The organism is Acidiferrimicrobium sp. IK (assembly GCF_025499425.1).
GTDB lineage: Bacteria > Actinomycetota > Acidimicrobiia > Acidimicrobiales > Palsa-688 > Acidiferrimicrobium.
In genome coordinates, this window is the sequence record NZ_JAIMCB010000001.1 from 398,168 (window position 1) to 414,119 (window position 15,952).

The following is a 15,952-nucleotide window of genomic DNA, read 5'->3' on the forward strand; positions in this document are numbered from 1 at the left end:
GGGAGGGAGGAACCCCAGTGCCCCCGCGCCGCCATCTCCCGTCGCGCCCTCACCAGACACCGGTGCGCGAGCTGCGGGCATACCCCCGCCCGGAGACGGCCACACCCCGTCAAGTCCGGATCGGCACGGCGCTGCTCGCGGCGTGGCTGGTCCTGCTGGTGGGCCTCGCGGTGTGGACCGGGGTCGAGGTGCACCGCCTCGACCGCCAGTCGATGCTGCTCGCCTCGACCGGCACGACCCTGACCGACACCGCGACCGGCCTGCGCCGCCTGGAGCACATCCCGGTCGTGGGGGCGGCGGTCGCCGCCGCAGCCCGCCAGGTCGGCGCCGCGGGCGGGAAGGCAACCGCTTCGGCCGCGACGTCGAAGGCCGGCATCGACGAGCTGGCGTGGCTTCTCGGGGCGGCGATCGCAGTGATCCCGGCCGCGCCGGCGGTGGTGGTCCTCGGCCGGTTCCGCCTGGCGAGGCGACGGGAGCGCCGGGCGCTCATGGCCGCGCTGGCGGACCCCGCCCGGCGAGGGCTGGCCCAACGGCACCTCGCTGGGCGGGCCGGACGTCTCCTGCCCTACCGGGACCTGGCGCAGCTGCCCGACACCAGCGTCGAGACCCTCGCAGCCGCGGAGGCGGCCAGGCTCGGGCTTCGCTGAGCGGGCCGCCGCCCGCCTCCCGCAGATGCAGCCCGCCTGCCGGGGCGGCGAGCGCTCAGCCGCCGCTGGAGGTGGCGGCCCCCGGCGAGGTGGTCGTGGACGTCGACGCCGCCGACCCGCAGTGCAGGCCGGCCTGGCGGCCCGCCGCGGTCGCCGCCTGAAGGTCGGAGACGGCCTGCTGCGCGTCGCTCTGGGCGCCGCTCACCTGACCCGAAGCCAGGGCGGTGGCCGCCTGCTGCCCGACGGCGACGGCGTGGCGGACGTCGGAGGTCAGGGTCTGCAACGGTCCCGACAACGTGGCGTGGGCGCCGGCGCCGGTGACCGACGTCAGCGTCGACTGCAGCTTGGCCAGGTCGGCGCCGACGGTGCCCGCCGCGCTCCCGACGCTGGCCGGCTTGGTCAGATCGAGCTGCGACACGTCGGCCCGGGCGGTCGACGCCTCGGCGCACAGCCCGTCGACCTGGGCGGCCAGCGCGCCGCCGCCCGACAGGGCGGTGGTGGAGGTCGTGGTGCTCGCCGGCACCGTCGCCGCGGTCGTCGGAGCCGCCTGGGAACCGCCGCTGGAGCCGCAAGCGGCGGTGCCGAGCAGGCCGGCCGCGCCGGCGGAGGCGACAGCGATGAGACGGATCGGTCGGATGGTCATGGCGTGGGGAACCCTTCTCTCTCGGGGATCGGATCGGTCGGAGCGGCCGGCGGGAGGCCGCCGGCGGGGCCAGGCGACGGGTCGGTGACCGGCGACGGCTCCGGGACCGGCGAGCGCTCCGGGACCGGCCGGCGGGGCCACCTAGAGCGGGCGCCGAGCAGCTGCAGCGCGGCCGGCAGCACCACCAGGCGAACCAGGAACGTGTCGATCAGAAGGCCGCTGGCCATCGCGACCGCCAGCTCCCGGAACGACGCGAGGGGCACCAGCATGAGCACGATGAAGCTGCTGGCCAGGGTGATCCCGGCGATGTTGATCGCCGACGCGGCCCGCCCGGCGCCGACTTGAACCGCGTCCCGGAAGGGTCTGGTGGCCGACGTGCGCCAGATCTCTCCGGCCAGGAACAGGTTGTAGTCGGCGCCGAACGCGAGGAGCAGGACCTCGGCGGCGAAAGGAACGAAGAACGTGAACCCGGCGGTCCCGGCCGGGTTGGAGAAAACGAGCGAGGTGACGCCAAGCGCGGCGGCGACGGTCAACGCGCCGGCCAGGGTGAGCAGGACCGGGGCGATCAGCGAGCGCAGGAACACGGCCATCACGACGAGGATGGCCAGCATCACCAGGCCCCCGACGCGCAGCAGGTCGCCTTTGGCCGGCCCGGTGATGCCGGCGCTGATCGCGGTGTCACCGGCATAGCGCACCCGGCCGGACAGACCGGCGCGGCTCACCATCGCCGGCATCGCGGCCTCGACGCGGTGAAGGTCCGCGATGGCAGCCGACCCGAGCGGCTCGGCGTCGAGGACCACCAGGTAACGGGCCGCGCCGCCGTCCTTGGCCAGGAACACCCCTTCGGCCGGGAGGCCGGGGATCGAGTCCGCCGGTCCGAGCACCCCGGCCACGCCCGGCAGGCGGCCGATCTCGGCCTGCAGGCGGGCCAGGCCGACGCGGTGGGCGGACACCGCCGGCTGGTTGAGGAGGATCTCGGTCGGGGCGACGATCCCGGGGGCGAAACCGTCACCGGCCGCGTTCGCCGCCCGCGCCGCTTGGTCCCCGGCGGGCAGGTCGCCGAGCAGGTTGATGCCGATGCTGTCGTGGTGCAGCGCCCACCCCCCGGCGCCGAGCAGGCCGACCCCGACGACCACGACTGCGGCGGCCGCGACGGGCCGACGCAGCGCGCCGAGCAGCCTGGAGCGGGCCGAACGGCGGCCCTTGTCGGACTGTCGGGCCGGCCAGAAGACGCGGTCGCCGAGCAGCCACAACGTCGCGGGCACGAAGGTGGTGGCGACCGCGACGGTCACCGCAACGGTCACCGCCAGGCCAGGCCCGAGATGGGCGAACAGCGGCAGGTGGGCGGTGGTGATCATCGCGGTGCCGATGGCCACGGTGAGCCCGGCCGCGAGGACAACGGAGGTGACCTCCTTCGCGGCGCCGTGGGCTGCGTCTCGGCCGTCCGCGCCCTGGCGGATCCGCCGGCGGGCCGCGGTCAGGTAGAACACGGAGTAGTCGGTGGCGATGCCGAGCAGCAACACGATGAGGATCGGGTCGAGCTCGGAGGGGACCGTCACCGGCAGGTGGATCGTGGCGACGGCCAGCAGGCGCTGGGACAGCTCGTAGGCGATCCCGGCCGCGGCGAGGGTCACCACTGGGGCCACGACCGACCGGAACGTCCCGGCGACGATGACGATCAACAACCCCACGCTGACCAGCTCGATGACCTTGAGCGACCCGGATATGGCGTGGCCCTGTTGGGCCTCGGCCGGGTACGCGCCGGTCACGCCGGTCAGCCCCATCCCCGGCCCGGACAGGTACCGCTTGGCGTAGGCCTCCGACAGGCTGGTGGTGCGGTCCGGTGACAGCGACGGGCGGTAGAACAGGTAGGTGAGGGCGGTAGTGCCGGATCGGAGCGATGACGGCATCAGCCGCAGCTCGTTGGTCAGCGGGAGGGCGCCGGCGATGCCCGCCACGCCGGGCAGGCCGGTGGTGTCGACTTGCACCGCCCGCGCCGCGGTCTGGCCTTGGGCGGCGAGCGAGAGGCCCGCCGGGTCGTGCTGCACCACGACGTCTTGGGCCAGGAACGGGAACGCGAACCGGCGGACCGACTCGATCTCCGCTCGGATCGGCGGTGACGACTTCGAGATCGCGCCGCTCAGCGCGCCGCGCGACGCCGACGGCGACAGGCGGGGGAGGAACGCGACTGGGGCGATGGTGGCCCCCGCCCAGCCGGCCACCACCAGCACCGCCCCGACAGTACGAAGCCGGCGGTGCCTGACGGTCTTGGTGGTGGTGACGTCGCCGCTCATGACACCGAACGCGACCGCAGCACCGGCGCCCCTTTCAGGCGGGCCAGCTCCACCGCCGGGTCGAGCCCGAGACGCTCGATCTCCGCTCCGGCCAGGGCGTCGAGGCGTCCCGCTTCCAGGTCGGCCCACGGGTCGGGGCTCAGCTGCTCTAGGCGGTGGAACGGGAGCTGCGCCACCGCCCGCTCCGCCAAGAAGCGCATCGTGCGGGCCGGGTCGCTGCTTTCGCGCAGCGCGGCGCGCAGCGCCCCGGCCTCCCTGGCCCGCTGCAACCGCAACGGGACGTAGGCGGCCAGGACCGGGACGACGGGGACCACGAACACCACCAGCGGCAGGAGCACGCTGAGCTGGCCGGTGCTCGAGCGGGCCGACGCCGCGCTGAGAGAAGCGCTGGCGGCGGTAGCGGTGACCCGCCCGGCGATGGCCGCCAGGTCGTGCCCGACCAGCGGCAGGTGCGACAGCGTGTGGAGGGCGTTGCCGGTCTGCGACAGTGCGCCGGCGGCGGCTTGCAGCGTCGACGACAACGCGCCGAGGCGGCGCACGTCGACGCCGATCCACACCGCGATCACCAGCCAGGCCACCACCCACGCCCCGACCAGCCCGTCGGCGGCTCGGAGGGCACGCACGGCACGGCGGCGGGACGGCTGAGGCATCTCCACCGTCCTTCCCGCCGGCGCGGTCCCGACCAGACCTGGCGCCGCACGTTCCGAGATGCGAGGGGTCGTGTCAGGCCGCCGGGTTCCTCCGGCCGGCCGGCTGGTCGTCGGCCAGCGCCGGGGACCGGGTGAGGACCACCGCCCCCGCCACCATCGACGCCGCGCCTGCCGCGGCCAGCGCGATGCCCGCCCCGCCGTTGCCGACCTGCTCGCCGAACACCAGCGTCCCCCAGAGGATCGAGGTGACCGGGTCGAGCAGGGTGATGCCCGGCTGCGCGGCCACCAGCCGACCGCTTTGAAGGGCGTTTTGCATCAGGTACATGGCCCCGATGCCCGCGGCGGCCATGGCGTAGGTGGTCCACGCCGAGAACAGCGCGGCCGGGCCTCGGGACATCGCCTGGGTGGCGGCGTCCATCAACGCCGCGGTCAGGCCGAACATGACCCCCGTCGCCGCGCCGAGAAGAGCGCCGCGACGCTCACCGCCGACGCGCAGCGCAGCGACGATCAAGGCTGCGACCCCGGCCAGGCTGGCGCCGAGCGCCACCACCCACGACCGGGCTGCCACCTCCGTCGAGCCGCCCGCCGGCGTCAGACCGCCGACCACCGCCGCCACGCCGACGGTGAGCAGCGTCGACGCCGCCCACTCCCGGCGACCCATCCGGGCGTGGAGGAACCAAGAAGCCCCGACCAGGGTCATCGGCAGCTCGAGGATGACGATCGGCTGCACGGCGGCGAGGGTCCCGGCGTGCAGGGCCGCGGCCTGGAGCAGGAACGACACGATGACCGCCGACACCCCGAGCAGCCAGTCCCGCCGGTGGAGCAGGTCGACGATCATCCGCCGCGAGAAGCTGGACTCTTGTGGTTGCTCCCTGTCGGCGCGCCGCTGCGCGACGTTGGACGCCGCGTTGGTCGCCGCGGTCAGCGCGGCGAGGAGGTAACCGAGCACGCCGGTCCATCGGGGCGGCGGCCGGGCCGGCGCCAGGCGCTCACTCGGCCATCGCCAGCTCGGCGCGCATGCGCTCCAGCAGCCCCTTGAGGACCCTCGATACTTGCATCTGGCTGAGCCCGATCCGACGCCCGACCTCCGCCTGGGTGCAGCCCTCGAGATACACCAGCCCGAGGATCCGGCGGTCCCGCTCGCCCAGCCCGGGCAGGTACCCCTCGAGCGCGACCCGGTCGAGGACCGCCTCCGGCTGGGAGCGCGGGTCGGCGGCGGTCTCGTCGATCAGGGCGGTCCCGTCGTTGTCGCTCGGCGCGTCGAGGCGGACCAGGGACGTGTTGTGGACCGTCTCCATGGCCTCGAGGACCCGCTCCTCCCCGACGCCGAGATGGTCGGCGATCTCCTGCAGCGAAGGGCTGCGCCCGAGGGACTGGTGCAGCTCGTCGACGGCTCGGGTGGCGGCCAGCGCCGTCTCCTGCGCGCTGCGGGGAACCCGCAACCCCCACAGGTGATCGCGGAAATGCCGCTTGAGCTCCCCGACTATGCAGGTGATGGCGTAGGTCGAGAACGCCGCGCCCCTGCTCGGGTCGAACCGGCGGGCCGCGCCGATCAACGCCAGCATCGCCACCTGTTCGAGGTCGTCGAACTCGGCCCCCCGGTTGACGTAACGCCTCGCCATCGCCCGGGCCAGCGTCAGGTGCGACTCGACCAGCGACGTCTCCTCCGCGCTGAGCTGCTGCCCGGAGCGGAGGTGCGCTGGCGGCATGCTGCGGGGGTGGCGGGAGGAGATCACTGCCGGGAGCTTCCCTGTCCCCCGGCCGCTAACCGGTGCCCGCCAGACCGGGTTCGTCTCGAACGTTGCTGTCCCGCAGCACCCGCCACCTCCAGACGAAACGCGTCTGGAATCGTGCTGAGCGCTGTCCGGTTCGCAGCCGGGCCCGCGGGTACTGACTGGGGGTGATCAGGGACGGCTGGACTGCGGCGCCGACCGCCGGCTCGAGCATCGGCTGAACGTGGACCACCGCTCCAGCTTCAACCACGTCTTCCCCCTTGAGGTGGTCATCGCCTGCGTGGTGTTCGGGCTGGTGCTCGTCGTGCTGACCGCGGCGGTCGTCCGGTCCCGCACCCGCTGGGGGCGGCGGGCCAAGCCGACCAAGAGCCACCCGAAGACCGAGGGGCTCTACGTCGCCATCGTCGCGGGTCTGGCGGTGTTCCTCGTCGTGTTCTCGATCGACAACAACCGTTCGTCGCTCGCCGCTCACCCGGCGATGAAGGTCCAGGTGACCGCGTTCCAGTGGTGCTGGCGCTTCGCGTACACCGGCACCCCGGTGACCGTCACCGGGCAGTGCCAAGGCGGCGCCGTCCCGACCCTGGAGCTGCCGACCGGCAAGACGATCGAGATCGACCTGACCTCCTCCGACGTCGTCCACTCCATGTGGGTGCCCTACCTGCGCTTCAAGATGCAGGCGTTCCCTGACCACGTCAACGTGTTCGACACCCGCTTGGACCACCCAGGCTCGTGGCCGGGACGCTGCGCAGAGTTCTGCGGGCTCTACCACAGCGGGATGGACTTCACCCTCAAGGCGGTGCCGCCCGCCCAGTTCGACTCGTGGCTGCGGTCGCAGGAGGCGTCGGCGTGACGACCGTCGTCCCCCAGGCGGTACCGGCAGGCGACGTGCGCGCCCCGGGCCTGGTGGGGCTGCTCACCACCACCGACCACAAGAAGATCGGGCTGTTGACCCTCGCCACGTCGCTCGGCCTGTTCGCGGTGATGGGCGCGATGGCGCTGGTCATGCGGTCCCAGCTGGCCCAGCCGAACCAGCATCTGATCCCGCTGCAGGTCTACAACCAGCTGTTCACCATCCACGGCTCGGGGATGATCTACCTGGTCATCACCCCGTTCGCGCTCGGCGCGGGCGTCTACCTCGTCCCGCTGCACGTCGGCGCGCCGGCGATCGCCGCGCCCCGCACGACGCTGCTGGCGTTCTGGCTGTACGCGTTCGGCGCGGTGTCGCTGCTGTCGGGCTTCGGGGTAGGCGGCGGCGCGGCGTCCGACGGCTGGTACGCGTACACGCCGCTCAGCGACTCGACGTTCACGCCGGGGTCGGGGATGAGCCTGTGGATCGTCGGGGTGTTCCTCGCGGCGTGCGGGATGATCCTCATGAGCGCCACGGTCCTTTGGACCGCCCTGCGCCTCAGGGCGCCGGGCATGACGCTGCTTCGCATGCCGGTGTTCACCTGGTCGATGGTGGTGACCACCCTCATGGGGGTGGCGTCTTTCCCGTCCCTGCTGGGGGCCATGGTGATGATGGCGATCGGGCGATCCGACCCTTCCCTGTTCGACGCCAACACCTGGAACATCGCGTATCAGAACCTGTTCTGGTTCTACGGGCACCCGGTCGTGTACATCATGTTCTTCCCGTTCGTGGGGGCGGTGGCCGAGTCCCTGGCCACCTTCTCGGGCCGCCGGTACGCCGGTTACCGGCCGACCGTGCTGGCGCTGCTGGCCTTCGCCGCGCTGTCGATGAGCGTGTGGGGCCACCACATGTTCGTCACCGGGCAGGCCGCCAACGACTACTACAGCCTCACCAGCATCGCCTTGTCGGTGCCCGCGGGCGTCGAGTACTTCGGGTTCCTGGCCACGATCATCGGCGGCCGGCTGCGCTACACGACGTCGATGCTCTTCGCTTTGGGTTTCATCCCCCAGTTCCTGGTCGGCGGGCTGACCGGGGTCATGCTCGGGACTCCAGTCGTCGACTACCACGTGCAGGGCAGCTACTTCATCGTCGCCCACTTCCACTACACGCTCTTTGGCGGCAGCGTGTTCGGGATGTTCGCCGGCGTGTACCTGTGGTGGCCGAAGGTCACCGGCTTCATGCTCTCCGAGCGGCTGGGCAAGGCGCATTTCGTGCTGATGGTCATCGGGACCAACATGACGTTCCTGCCGATGTTCGGGCTCGGCTTTTTGGGGCTGCCCCGGCGGGTGGCGACCTACCCGGACCAGGCGTGGTTCGGGACCCTCAACCTGATCTCGTCGATCGGCGCCGGGGTGATCGCCTTGGCGATGGCGGTGTTCGCGTTCAACGTGGTCCACTCGCGGCGTCACCGGGTCGCCGCCCCCGACGACCCGTGGGCCGGCCAGACCCTCGAGTGGGCCACCTCCTCGCCTCCGCCGCGGTGGAACTACGACGTGATCCCGCCGATAACCAGCCACGCCCCTTTGCTCGACCTGCGCGACGCCGACGACGAGCGGGTGGGAGCGTGAAGCGGCCGCGCGGCGCGGTCGGGGTGATCCTCTTGTGGGCGTCGTTCAACGCCGTCCTCTCCGCGGTCCTCATCTACTTCAACAGCCGGATCAAAGCGCTGGAGATGGGCAGCGACTGGGGGGCGGTAGGGATCCTGCTCGTCACCTCTGCGATCTTCGCTCTGCCGCTGCGCGCCGCCACCCAGCCGAGAGGCGCAGCCCGGCAGGGTGCCGACAGCGGGGCGCCGGCGTTGGCCTTCGCCGGCGCCTGCCTGCTCGGCGGGATGGCGTGGGTCCTCGGGGCGTGGCTGGCCTACCCGGCGGTCCCGCTGCTCGTGTTCTGCGCCCGCCGGCTGTGGACCACCAGGGCCGGGCGGCAGAGGGGGGTGGGCGCATGATGACCAACGGGGCGTCCGACGTTGTGACCATGGCCGGCATGGGCCTGACCACCACCGTGCTCGCCCCGCTGGTGGTCTGGTCCCGGAGGGGGGTGCTTCCCCGCCGCCTGCGCGCCGTCCCCGCCCCGGCGGTCCTTGCTGGCTTCGCGGTGGTCCACGCCGCGGTCACCTTGACCATGGGCGTCGCGTCGGCGCCGCCGGAGAAGTTTGGGCTGTGGCTGCTCCTGCTGTGCGGGGCGTGCGTTTTCTGGGTCCCCGTGCTCGCGTCGCAAGGCGGCCTCAGCGCGCCCGGCAAGGTGCTCTACCTGTTCATCGCCAGCCCCAGCCTGGACCTGGCGGCCGTCGGGATGGTGATCGCCGGCGACCGCAACGGCGGCCTGGCCATGATCGCGGCGATGATCCCCCTCGGCGCGGCGGGGATGGCGTCGGTCTACGGGTGGGCGGTCGCCGAGGAGCGCAGCGCGCAGCGGTCCGCGGCGGCGGGCCGGCGATGAGCGCCTCCCGCCGGCTGCGGCGCCTGGCGGTCGTCTGGTTGCCGGTGCTCGCCCTGGCCGGGATCGGTGCGGTGGTGCTGCCCGCCGCCCACGCCGCCCCCGCCGCCCAGCCGGCGAAGGCGGCTCCCGGGCCCGACGGCGCCGCGCTGTACCTGCAGGACTGCGCCACCTGCCACGGCGCCACCGCCCGCGGGAGCTCCCGGGGCCCGAGCCTGGTCGGCGTGGGAGAGGCCGCCGTCGACTTTCAGCTGAGCACCGGCCGGATGCCGAAGAAGGCGGTCGGGTACCCCGCGCCTCCTTACGTGCCGATCCTCAGCCAGGCCGACATCGCCGCCCTCGACCGGTACGTGACCGCCCTCGCCGCCCACGGAGGCCCGGGGATCCCGGCGGTGACCGTCGACCCCAACCTGATCGCCGAGGGCGGCTCGCTGTTCCGGGAGTACTGCGCGGCGTGTCACTCGGTGACCGGCGTGGGCGGCGAACTGGTCGACCGGCCGATCCCGGCGCTGGTGGGGGCTACCCCGACCCAGGTCGGCGAGGCGGTGCGTTCCGGCCCGGTGCAGATGCCCGCCTTCGGCCCCGCCGCGCTCGACCGCACCCAGCTCAACGCGGTGGTGTCCTACGTGTCGTCGCTGCGTCACACCGACGACAAAGGCGGCGACCCACTGTCACACCTGGGCCCGTCGGCGGAAGGCGCGGTGGCCTGGATGCTCGGGCTGGTCGCCCTGCTCGGACTGGCCCGATGGATAGGAAAGAGAGGATGAGCACTACCACCGAGGAACGCCGCGCCGACCGCATGATCCGGGCCCTGTTCGCAGTGGCGATCCTGGCTGCGGTCGGCTTCAGCTTCATTTACTGGTACGACGACGACACCCAGCTGGAAGGGGCGTTCCTCGGCGGGGGCCTGGTGGCGCTGGCCGTGGGCCTGATCGTGTGGTCCCACCGGCTCATGCCCGAGGGTCCCTTCGAGGAGGAGTACCCCGACCTGCGCAGCCCGGCGCGCACGGAGGCCGAGGTGCTCTCCTCGCTCGAGCGGGGCGGTGTCGGCCGGCGCAAGATGCTCATCGGCTCGCTTGGCGCCTTCGGCGTCGCCGTAGCCGGCGGGGTGGTTTCCACCCTGCGTTCCATGGGACCGACCCCGGTCAGCCTGGCGTACTCGCCCTGGACCCGCGGTTTGAAGCTGGTCACCTCCGACGGCACCGCCGTCAACGCCAGCGAGGTACCGGTGGACAGCATCGTTTCGGTGTTCCCCGCCGGTTTCACCAACTCCCCCCAGGCCCCGGCGGTCCTCATCCGCCTCCCGCCCGGGCTCAACCACCCGCTGCCCGGGCGTTCCACCTGGGCGCCGCAGGGGTTCATCTGCTACTCGAAGGTCTGCTCTCACGCCGGTTGCCCGGTCAACCTCTACAACCGCACCGCTTACGAGCTGCAGTGCCCCTGTCACCAGTCCACCTTCGACGTGTTGCGCGGCGCCCGGCCGGTGTTCGGGCCGGCCGGAGGCCCGCTGCCCCAGCTGCCGCTTCGGGTCGAAGCGGACGGCACGCTGCTAGCCGACGGGCCGCTGTCGGGCCCCCCCGGACCTGTGTTCTGGCACCACTCATGAGCAGGTGCCCGTAGTGCCGGCCCGCACCATCCGCGAGCTCAACGCGGCCATCGACTCCCGGGTCGGCACCCAGAAGTTCCTGAAGAACGCCCTGGACCACATCTTCCCGGACAACTGGTCGTTCATGCTCGGCGAGCTGGCGATGTACTGCTTTTTGATCCTGGTCCTGTCGGGGATCTACCTCACGTTCTTCTTCGACCCGAGCGACAGCGAGGTGGTGTACCGCGGGTCGTACCTGCCCTTGCACGGGCAGACCATGTCGCTGGCGTACCAATCGACGTTGCACCTGAGCCTCGACGTGCGCGCCGGGCTCCTCTTCCGTCAGCTGCACCACTGGTCCGCCGACGTGTTCCTGGCCGCCATCGTCGCCCACCTGTGCCGGATCTTCTTCACCGGCGCCTTCCGCCGGCCCCGCGAGATCAACTGGCTGATCGGCGTGACGCTGCTGATCCTGTCGATCTTCAACGGCTTCAGCGGCTACTCGTTGCCCGGCGACCTGCTCTCCGGCGCCGGGCTGCGCATCGCGTACTCGATCGCGGAGTCGGTGCCTGTCGTCGGCAACTGGATCGCGACCCTCTTCGTCGGCGGGCAGTTCCCTTCCGACCAGCTCACCCACCGGCTCTACATCGCCCACGTGTTCCTCGTCCCGCTTCTTATCTTCGGGCTCCTCGGCCTCCACCTGGCGCTGATCTGGCGCCAGAAGCACACCCAGTTCGCCGGGGTCGGGCGCAGCGAGCGGCGCCTCGTCGGGTCCCAGCTGTGGCCGACCTACACCGCCCGCTCCCTGGGGCTGTTCGCCGGGACCGCCGGCGTGCTGGTCCTCCTGGCCGGCCTGGCGCAGATCAACCCGATCTGGCTGTACGGCCCATACAAGCCGGAGTCCATGAGCTCCAACTCGCAGCCCGACTGGTACGTGGGGTGGATGGAGGGGGCGCTGCGGCTGTTCCCGGGATGGCGGCTACACCTGTTCGGCTACACCGTGTCGGAGGTGTTCTGGCCGGCGGTGGTCCTGCCGCTCGCCACCTTCGCGGCGCTCTACGCGTATCCCTTCGTCGAGCGCCGCCTCACCAACGACTTGGTCAGCCACAACCTCCTCGACCGGCCCCGGGACCGTCCCGGGCGGACCGCGTTCGGCGCCGGCGCGCTCAGCTTCTACATGGTTCTCCTCATCGCCGGCGCACAAGACACGTTGGCCCACATCCTCGGCACCACCCAACCCCCGGTGATGCTCACCCTTCGGGGCATGACCCTGGCGGTCCCGCCGCTCGTCGCGCTGGTCACGTGGAAGGTGTGCCGGGACCTGTCGGCTGCCGGGCGGCTCCCCGACACCGAACCCCCCCAAGGCCCGAACGACGCGGCGTCCCCGCCACCCGCCCGGTACCTGCCGGCCCGGGCCCGCTACGAGACCGCCGACGGCGCCGAAGCCCCTGCGCCGGCATCCCCGCTGCGCCGCGGCGGCGCCGCGCTGCTCGGGCTGTCGGGTGCCTTCGCGGCCGGGTGGTTCACCCGCCGGTCCCGCACCGCCCGGCGGCCCAACGGGGCGCCCGGCGGCGGGCGCGACGTCGGTCGGGACCGGGCCGCGAGCCAGAAGCGAGGGCGGTGAAGGTGCCGGCGGCCGGCAGCCGCCTGAGCGCGAGCGCCGCGGCAGCGGCTCTGCTCGCGGTGGTCGCCGCCGGACTGGCCGGCTGCGGGGGAGGGGTCGCCGCGCCCCTCGACCAGGCCCAGGCGGTGATCGCCAAGCAGACCCTGGCGGCCCTGGACCAGCGAGGGTTGCCTGTCGACGGGGACCACATCGGCTGCAACGGGCCGTTCGCGGCGCCGACCGTCGTGTGCGTGGGGGCCAGCACCGACGAACCCACCAGCGACGTCACCGGTTCCTTCACGCCCCTCACCGACGCCAGCCGGCCGTGCCCGGGCACGCTCACCGTCCGCTACGGCGCGACCACGGTCACCACCGAACGGTTGGACCCGTGCCGGTGACCGGTCCGGCAGCCGATCGGTCGGTGCCCGTCCGGTGGCTGTCGGCGCGGGCAGTCGGCCTCCACCTGGCGTTGGTCGTCGCGTTCCCGGGCTGTCTGGCCGCCGGCTGGTGGCAGGTGCAGCGGGCGATGTCGGGCAACGGGCTGAGCTATGCCTACGCCATCGAATGGCCGATCTTCGCCGTCTTGTCGGTGATCGGCTGGTGGCAGCTGCTACACACGCCGCCGGCGGCCGACCGCGCCCCGCTCCCGGCGCCGGCCGCTGCGGCGCCGAGATGGGACCGGTCGCAGGAATCCGAGGCCCTGCAGGCCTACAACGCCAAGCTGGCCCGCCTGGCCAGAGCCTCCGGACGGCAGTTAGCGCTGCCGCCGGCGGGCGCCACCACGACCCAGGAGGCCGAACATTGAAGGACCTGATCGAAGCCGTCAGCGCGGATCACGCCCGGATCCGTCGCCTGCTCGCCGACATGACGTCGGCGGCTGACGCCGCGCCGGTCATCCGGGACCGGGCCTTGCACCGGTTGTCTATCGCCGACTCCCGCCACGAAGTGGCCGAGGAGCAGTACCTGTGGCCCGTCGTGCGCGACGCGGTCATCGAGGGCGCCGAGCTGGCCCGCACCGGGCTCGGGCAGGAGCAGCGGGTCAAACGGGAGCTGCACGACCTGGAAGGAGGCCGGGTCGCGCCCGAAGACCTCGTCGCGGCCGTCGCCAGCCTGAGCGGGGCGTTCAGCGAGCACCTGGCCCTCGAGGAGAACGTCGTGGTGCCACGGCTCCGCGAGGCGCTGTCCCAAGAACAGCTCGACGATTTCGGCCGTTCCTACCGGGCGGCGCGCCGAGGCGCACCGTCGCGTCCCCGGCCCCGCACCCCGCCCGTGCCGGGCCTGCTGCGGGCGTCGAGTCGAGTGCTCGGCCCCCTCGACCGGGTCCGGGACCTCCTCACCGGGAGGAGCTGGTGACCGCCGGCCGCCGCGATTGGCGGCGCCCGGCGCCGGGACCGTGGATGATCGTGGCAGCCGGCGCGCTCGGGCTGCTCCTCGCCGTCGCGCTGCGCTCGGCCGGCTCCGCCCCAGCGACGCTGCAGGCGGGGCCGTCCGGTGCCGCGACGTCCGACGCCGCGGCGTCGGGTGTCTCGGCGCCGGGTGCCGCGGTGGTGGCCCCGCCCCCGCCGCTGTTCGCCCAGGTCGCACACCGCCCGGCGGTGGTCGAGTTCTGGGCGTCTTGGTGCCTGCCGTGCCGGGCGTCGCTGGCCGCGATGGTCAAGGTCGACAAGGCGCTCAGCGCCGCCGGAGCAGCCGTAGTCGGCGTCGACGAACGCGACAGCACCACAGCGGCCGTCGCCGCCCGCCGGCAGGCCGGAGCCCGGTACCCCGACATCGCCGACCCCCGCGCCGCGATCGCCGGCGATTATGGCGTGGTCGGCACCCCCACGGTCCTGGTGCTCGACCGCCACGGCCGGGTCCGCCAGCAGATGGTGGGACCGGTCAGCGCCCGCCAGGTCCTCGCCGCCGTCCGCCCGGTCCTGGCGTCGTGAGCGCGACCTCACCCCCCCAGCAGCCCGACCGTCGCGCCGGGGCGCCCTCCGCGCCGGCGCGCGCCGAGCGGCTGGAAGCGATGTCGCGGATCATGCTGCGGCCGATCGGCAGCCCGCTCCCGCTGGGCATGGTCGGTCTGGGCGGCGCGTCGATCGTCCTCACCGGCGACCAGCTTTCGTGGTTCCCTGCCAGCCAAGCCCACCAAGTCGCCCTGGTCGTGATCTTGTTCGCCGCCCCCATCCAGCTGCTGGCCGCGGTTTTCGGTTTCCTCGGGCGTGACGGGGCGGGCGGCACCGGGATGGCGCTGCTCGGCGTCAGCTGGTTGACCGTCGGCGGGCTGACCCTCTCCTCGCCTCCCGGCAGCCGCAGCCAGGTCCTCGGGCTGCTGCTGTTCTTCGTCAGCGCCGCGCTCATGGTCCCGGCCACCGCGTCGGCGCTCGGAAAGGTGGCCGCCGCGGTGGCCTTCGTCATGGCGGGAGCCCGCTTCGCCCTGACCGGCGTCTACGAGTGGTCGGGCATTATCGGCTGGGAACGGGCGTCGGGCTGGCTGGGGATCGCCCTGTGCGTCGTCGCGCTCTACAACGCGTTCGCCTTCGAGGTGGAAGACACCAAGCACCGCACGATCCTGCCGGTGCTTCGTTGGGGAGCCGGGAAGCGGGCGATGGACGGCAGCGTCCTGGCCGAGGTCGAGAAGGTCGAGCAGGAGGCCGGGGTACGCGAGCAGCTCTGAGCCCGGTGGCCCATTCCCCGCGCCGGCAGGCTCGTTCAGGCCGACCACCGGACCGGCCTGCGCGGCCTCACGGTTGGGGAACGGCCCCGGTTTGAGTCACCCGATCGCGGCTCAGATACCGGATCGGCTTACCCAGCGACTCCGCGTAGGCGACCTCTCGGCGGGTTGACTCGCCCAGGTAACCGCTGGGATCCACACGTAGACCTCGTCGGCCATGCGGATCTTCTGGGAGTGCACAGCGGCGAGCCGCCCCCTCAGGTTCGAATCGTCGGACGTCCAGTCGTAGCCCGCCAGGTCGGGAAGAGCGAACATCCCCAGGCTGATCACGACGCAGCCTTCCATCGTGAGCCGCTGGTTCACCTTCGCGAACTCCTCCTCGAACCTGGTCGAGCCGCAAAGAGTGACGACCTTGCCGTCGCCCTCACCCCCACCGTCACCCTCGGCCGATTGCAGCACCTGCTGGCCCCTCCATGAGGTTCATGATTCGGTGAACGAAAAGACGATTTTACCTTCGTTCCCAGGCGTCCTTTTCATGGCGCGCCGCCGCTGCCCGTCTGACGCCCCGGGGCCACCTACGTGGGCTCTGGCAGGAGAACTGGCGCCTTGCCGAACGACACGAACGTCCGTAGGCTCACATGAGCGCCGGGTTCAACCGAAAGCCGCGGTGCGCGCCGACGACCCAGAAGCGGGCGGTATCGAGCGGTGGACGGCAGCGGGCCTCTGCGGGATCGAACGGCGGGCGGCGCCCCCGGGTTGTCTTGGAGTTCCCTGCCCGCGGGAAAGACACTGACGTGA

The 15,952-nt window shown here is 72.6% G+C and carries 19 protein-coding genes; 13 read left to right on the forward strand and 6 right to left on the reverse strand.

Translation table 11 applies throughout. The annotated features are described in order from the left end of the window. Window positions 1-17 precede the first annotated feature (17 nt). A complete protein-coding gene (locus K6U06_RS01925; RefSeq protein WP_262320194.1) occupies window positions 18-647 on the forward strand; it encodes a hypothetical protein in 630 nt (209 codons plus the stop codon). A 55-nt stretch (window positions 648-702) separates the two neighbouring features. Here the strand turns inward: K6U06_RS01925 and K6U06_RS01930 are convergent, their stop codons facing one another. The 5 genes from K6U06_RS01930 to K6U06_RS01950 form a co-directional block, all read right to left on the reverse strand. Further along, window positions 703-1,290 carry a hypothetical protein gene (locus K6U06_RS01930; RefSeq protein ID WP_262320195.1) on the reverse strand — a complete coding sequence of 196 codons (588 nt, stop codon included), beginning with the start codon at window positions 1,288-1,290 and terminating at the stop codon, window positions 703-705. After that, the gene (locus K6U06_RS01935) at window positions 1,287-3,584 is read right to left on the reverse strand and encodes an MMPL family transporter (RefSeq protein ID WP_262320196.1); all 2,298 of its coding nucleotides are present in this window, start codon (window positions 3,582-3,584) and stop codon (window positions 1,287-1,289) included. Before K6U06_RS01935 ends, K6U06_RS01930 begins: the two co-directional genes overlap by 4 nt. Then, on the reverse strand, window positions 3,581-4,234 hold the full coding sequence (locus K6U06_RS01940) for a hypothetical protein (protein WP_262320197.1): 654 nt from the start codon (window positions 4,232-4,234) through the stop codon (window positions 3,581-3,583). Before K6U06_RS01940 ends, K6U06_RS01935 begins: the two co-directional genes overlap by 4 nt. A gap of 73 nt (window positions 4,235-4,307) precedes the next feature. Next, on the reverse strand, window positions 4,308-5,183 hold the full coding sequence (locus K6U06_RS01945) for a DMT family transporter (protein ID WP_262320198.1): 876 nt from the start codon (window positions 5,181-5,183) through the stop codon (window positions 4,308-4,310). Between the two features lie 40 nt (window positions 5,184-5,223). Next, window positions 5,224-5,970, reverse strand: a complete 747-nt coding sequence (locus tag K6U06_RS01950) for a sigma-70 family RNA polymerase sigma factor (RefSeq protein ID WP_262320199.1) — start codon at window positions 5,968-5,970, stop codon at window positions 5,224-5,226. Window positions 5,971-6,190: 220 nt separating this feature from the next. Here K6U06_RS01950 and K6U06_RS01955 point away from each other — a divergent pair, with 220 nt between their 5' ends. From K6U06_RS01955 to K6U06_RS02010, 12 genes are read left to right on the forward strand one after another with little or no spacing between them, the layout of a single operon-like run. After that, on the forward strand, window positions 6,191-6,817 hold the full coding sequence (locus tag K6U06_RS01955) for a cytochrome c oxidase subunit II (RefSeq protein ID WP_262320200.1): 627 nt from the start codon (window positions 6,191-6,193) through the stop codon (window positions 6,815-6,817). Then, window positions 6,814-8,442, forward strand: a complete 1,629-nt coding sequence (locus K6U06_RS01960; RefSeq protein ID WP_262320201.1) for a cbb3-type cytochrome c oxidase subunit I — start codon at window positions 6,814-6,816, stop codon at window positions 8,440-8,442. The genes K6U06_RS01955 and K6U06_RS01960 overlap by 4 nt, the downstream gene beginning before the upstream one ends. Next, complete coding sequence (locus K6U06_RS01965; protein WP_262320202.1) at window positions 8,439-8,819, forward strand: hypothetical protein; 381 nt, start codon at window positions 8,439-8,441, stop codon at window positions 8,817-8,819. The genes K6U06_RS01960 and K6U06_RS01965 overlap by 4 nt, the downstream gene beginning before the upstream one ends. Continuing rightward, the gene (locus K6U06_RS01970) at window positions 8,816-9,313 is read left to right on the forward strand and encodes a hypothetical protein (RefSeq protein WP_262320203.1); all 498 of its coding nucleotides are present in this window, start codon (window positions 8,816-8,818) and stop codon (window positions 9,311-9,313) included. Before K6U06_RS01965 ends, K6U06_RS01970 begins: the two co-directional genes overlap by 4 nt. Next, the gene (locus K6U06_RS01975; protein WP_262320204.1) at window positions 9,310-10,077 is read left to right on the forward strand and encodes a cytochrome c; all 768 of its coding nucleotides are present in this window, start codon (window positions 9,310-9,312) and stop codon (window positions 10,075-10,077) included. Before K6U06_RS01970 ends, K6U06_RS01975 begins: the two co-directional genes overlap by 4 nt. Further along, the gene (locus K6U06_RS01980; RefSeq protein WP_262320205.1) at window positions 10,074-10,916 is read left to right on the forward strand and encodes a ubiquinol-cytochrome c reductase iron-sulfur subunit; all 843 of its coding nucleotides are present in this window, start codon (window positions 10,074-10,076) and stop codon (window positions 10,914-10,916) included. The genes K6U06_RS01975 and K6U06_RS01980 overlap by 4 nt, the downstream gene beginning before the upstream one ends. Before the next feature lie 4 nt (window positions 10,917-10,920). Beyond that, window positions 10,921-12,519, forward strand: coding sequence for a cytochrome b (locus K6U06_RS01985; protein ID WP_262320206.1), 1,599 nt, complete (start codon window positions 10,921-10,923; stop codon window positions 12,517-12,519). Next, window positions 12,516-12,896, forward strand: a complete 381-nt coding sequence (locus K6U06_RS01990) for a hypothetical protein (RefSeq protein ID WP_262320207.1) — start codon at window positions 12,516-12,518, stop codon at window positions 12,894-12,896. Before K6U06_RS01985 ends, K6U06_RS01990 begins: the two co-directional genes overlap by 4 nt. After that, the gene (locus K6U06_RS01995; RefSeq protein WP_262320208.1) at window positions 12,887-13,303 is read left to right on the forward strand and encodes a hypothetical protein; all 417 of its coding nucleotides are present in this window, start codon (window positions 12,887-12,889) and stop codon (window positions 13,301-13,303) included. Before K6U06_RS01990 ends, K6U06_RS01995 begins: the two co-directional genes overlap by 10 nt. Then, window positions 13,300-13,851 carry a hemerythrin domain-containing protein gene (locus tag K6U06_RS02000; protein WP_262320209.1) on the forward strand — a complete coding sequence of 184 codons (552 nt, stop codon included), beginning with the start codon at window positions 13,300-13,302 and terminating at the stop codon, window positions 13,849-13,851. The genes K6U06_RS01995 and K6U06_RS02000 overlap by 4 nt, the downstream gene beginning before the upstream one ends. Beyond that, the gene (locus K6U06_RS02005; RefSeq protein WP_262320210.1) at window positions 13,848-14,426 is read left to right on the forward strand and encodes a TlpA family protein disulfide reductase; all 579 of its coding nucleotides are present in this window, start codon (window positions 13,848-13,850) and stop codon (window positions 14,424-14,426) included. Before K6U06_RS02000 ends, K6U06_RS02005 begins: the two co-directional genes overlap by 4 nt. Next, window positions 14,423-15,157, forward strand: a complete 735-nt coding sequence (locus tag K6U06_RS02010; protein ID WP_262320211.1) for a GPR1/FUN34/YaaH family transporter — start codon at window positions 14,423-14,425, stop codon at window positions 15,155-15,157. Before K6U06_RS02005 ends, K6U06_RS02010 begins: the two co-directional genes overlap by 4 nt. Window positions 15,158-15,268: 111 nt before the next feature. On the opposite strand, the gene K6U06_RS02015 is transcribed toward K6U06_RS02010, so the two are convergent. Further along, window positions 15,269-15,613, reverse strand: coding sequence for a hypothetical protein (locus K6U06_RS02015; protein ID WP_262320212.1), 345 nt, complete (start codon window positions 15,611-15,613; stop codon window positions 15,269-15,271). Window positions 15,614-15,952 lie beyond the last annotated feature (339 nt).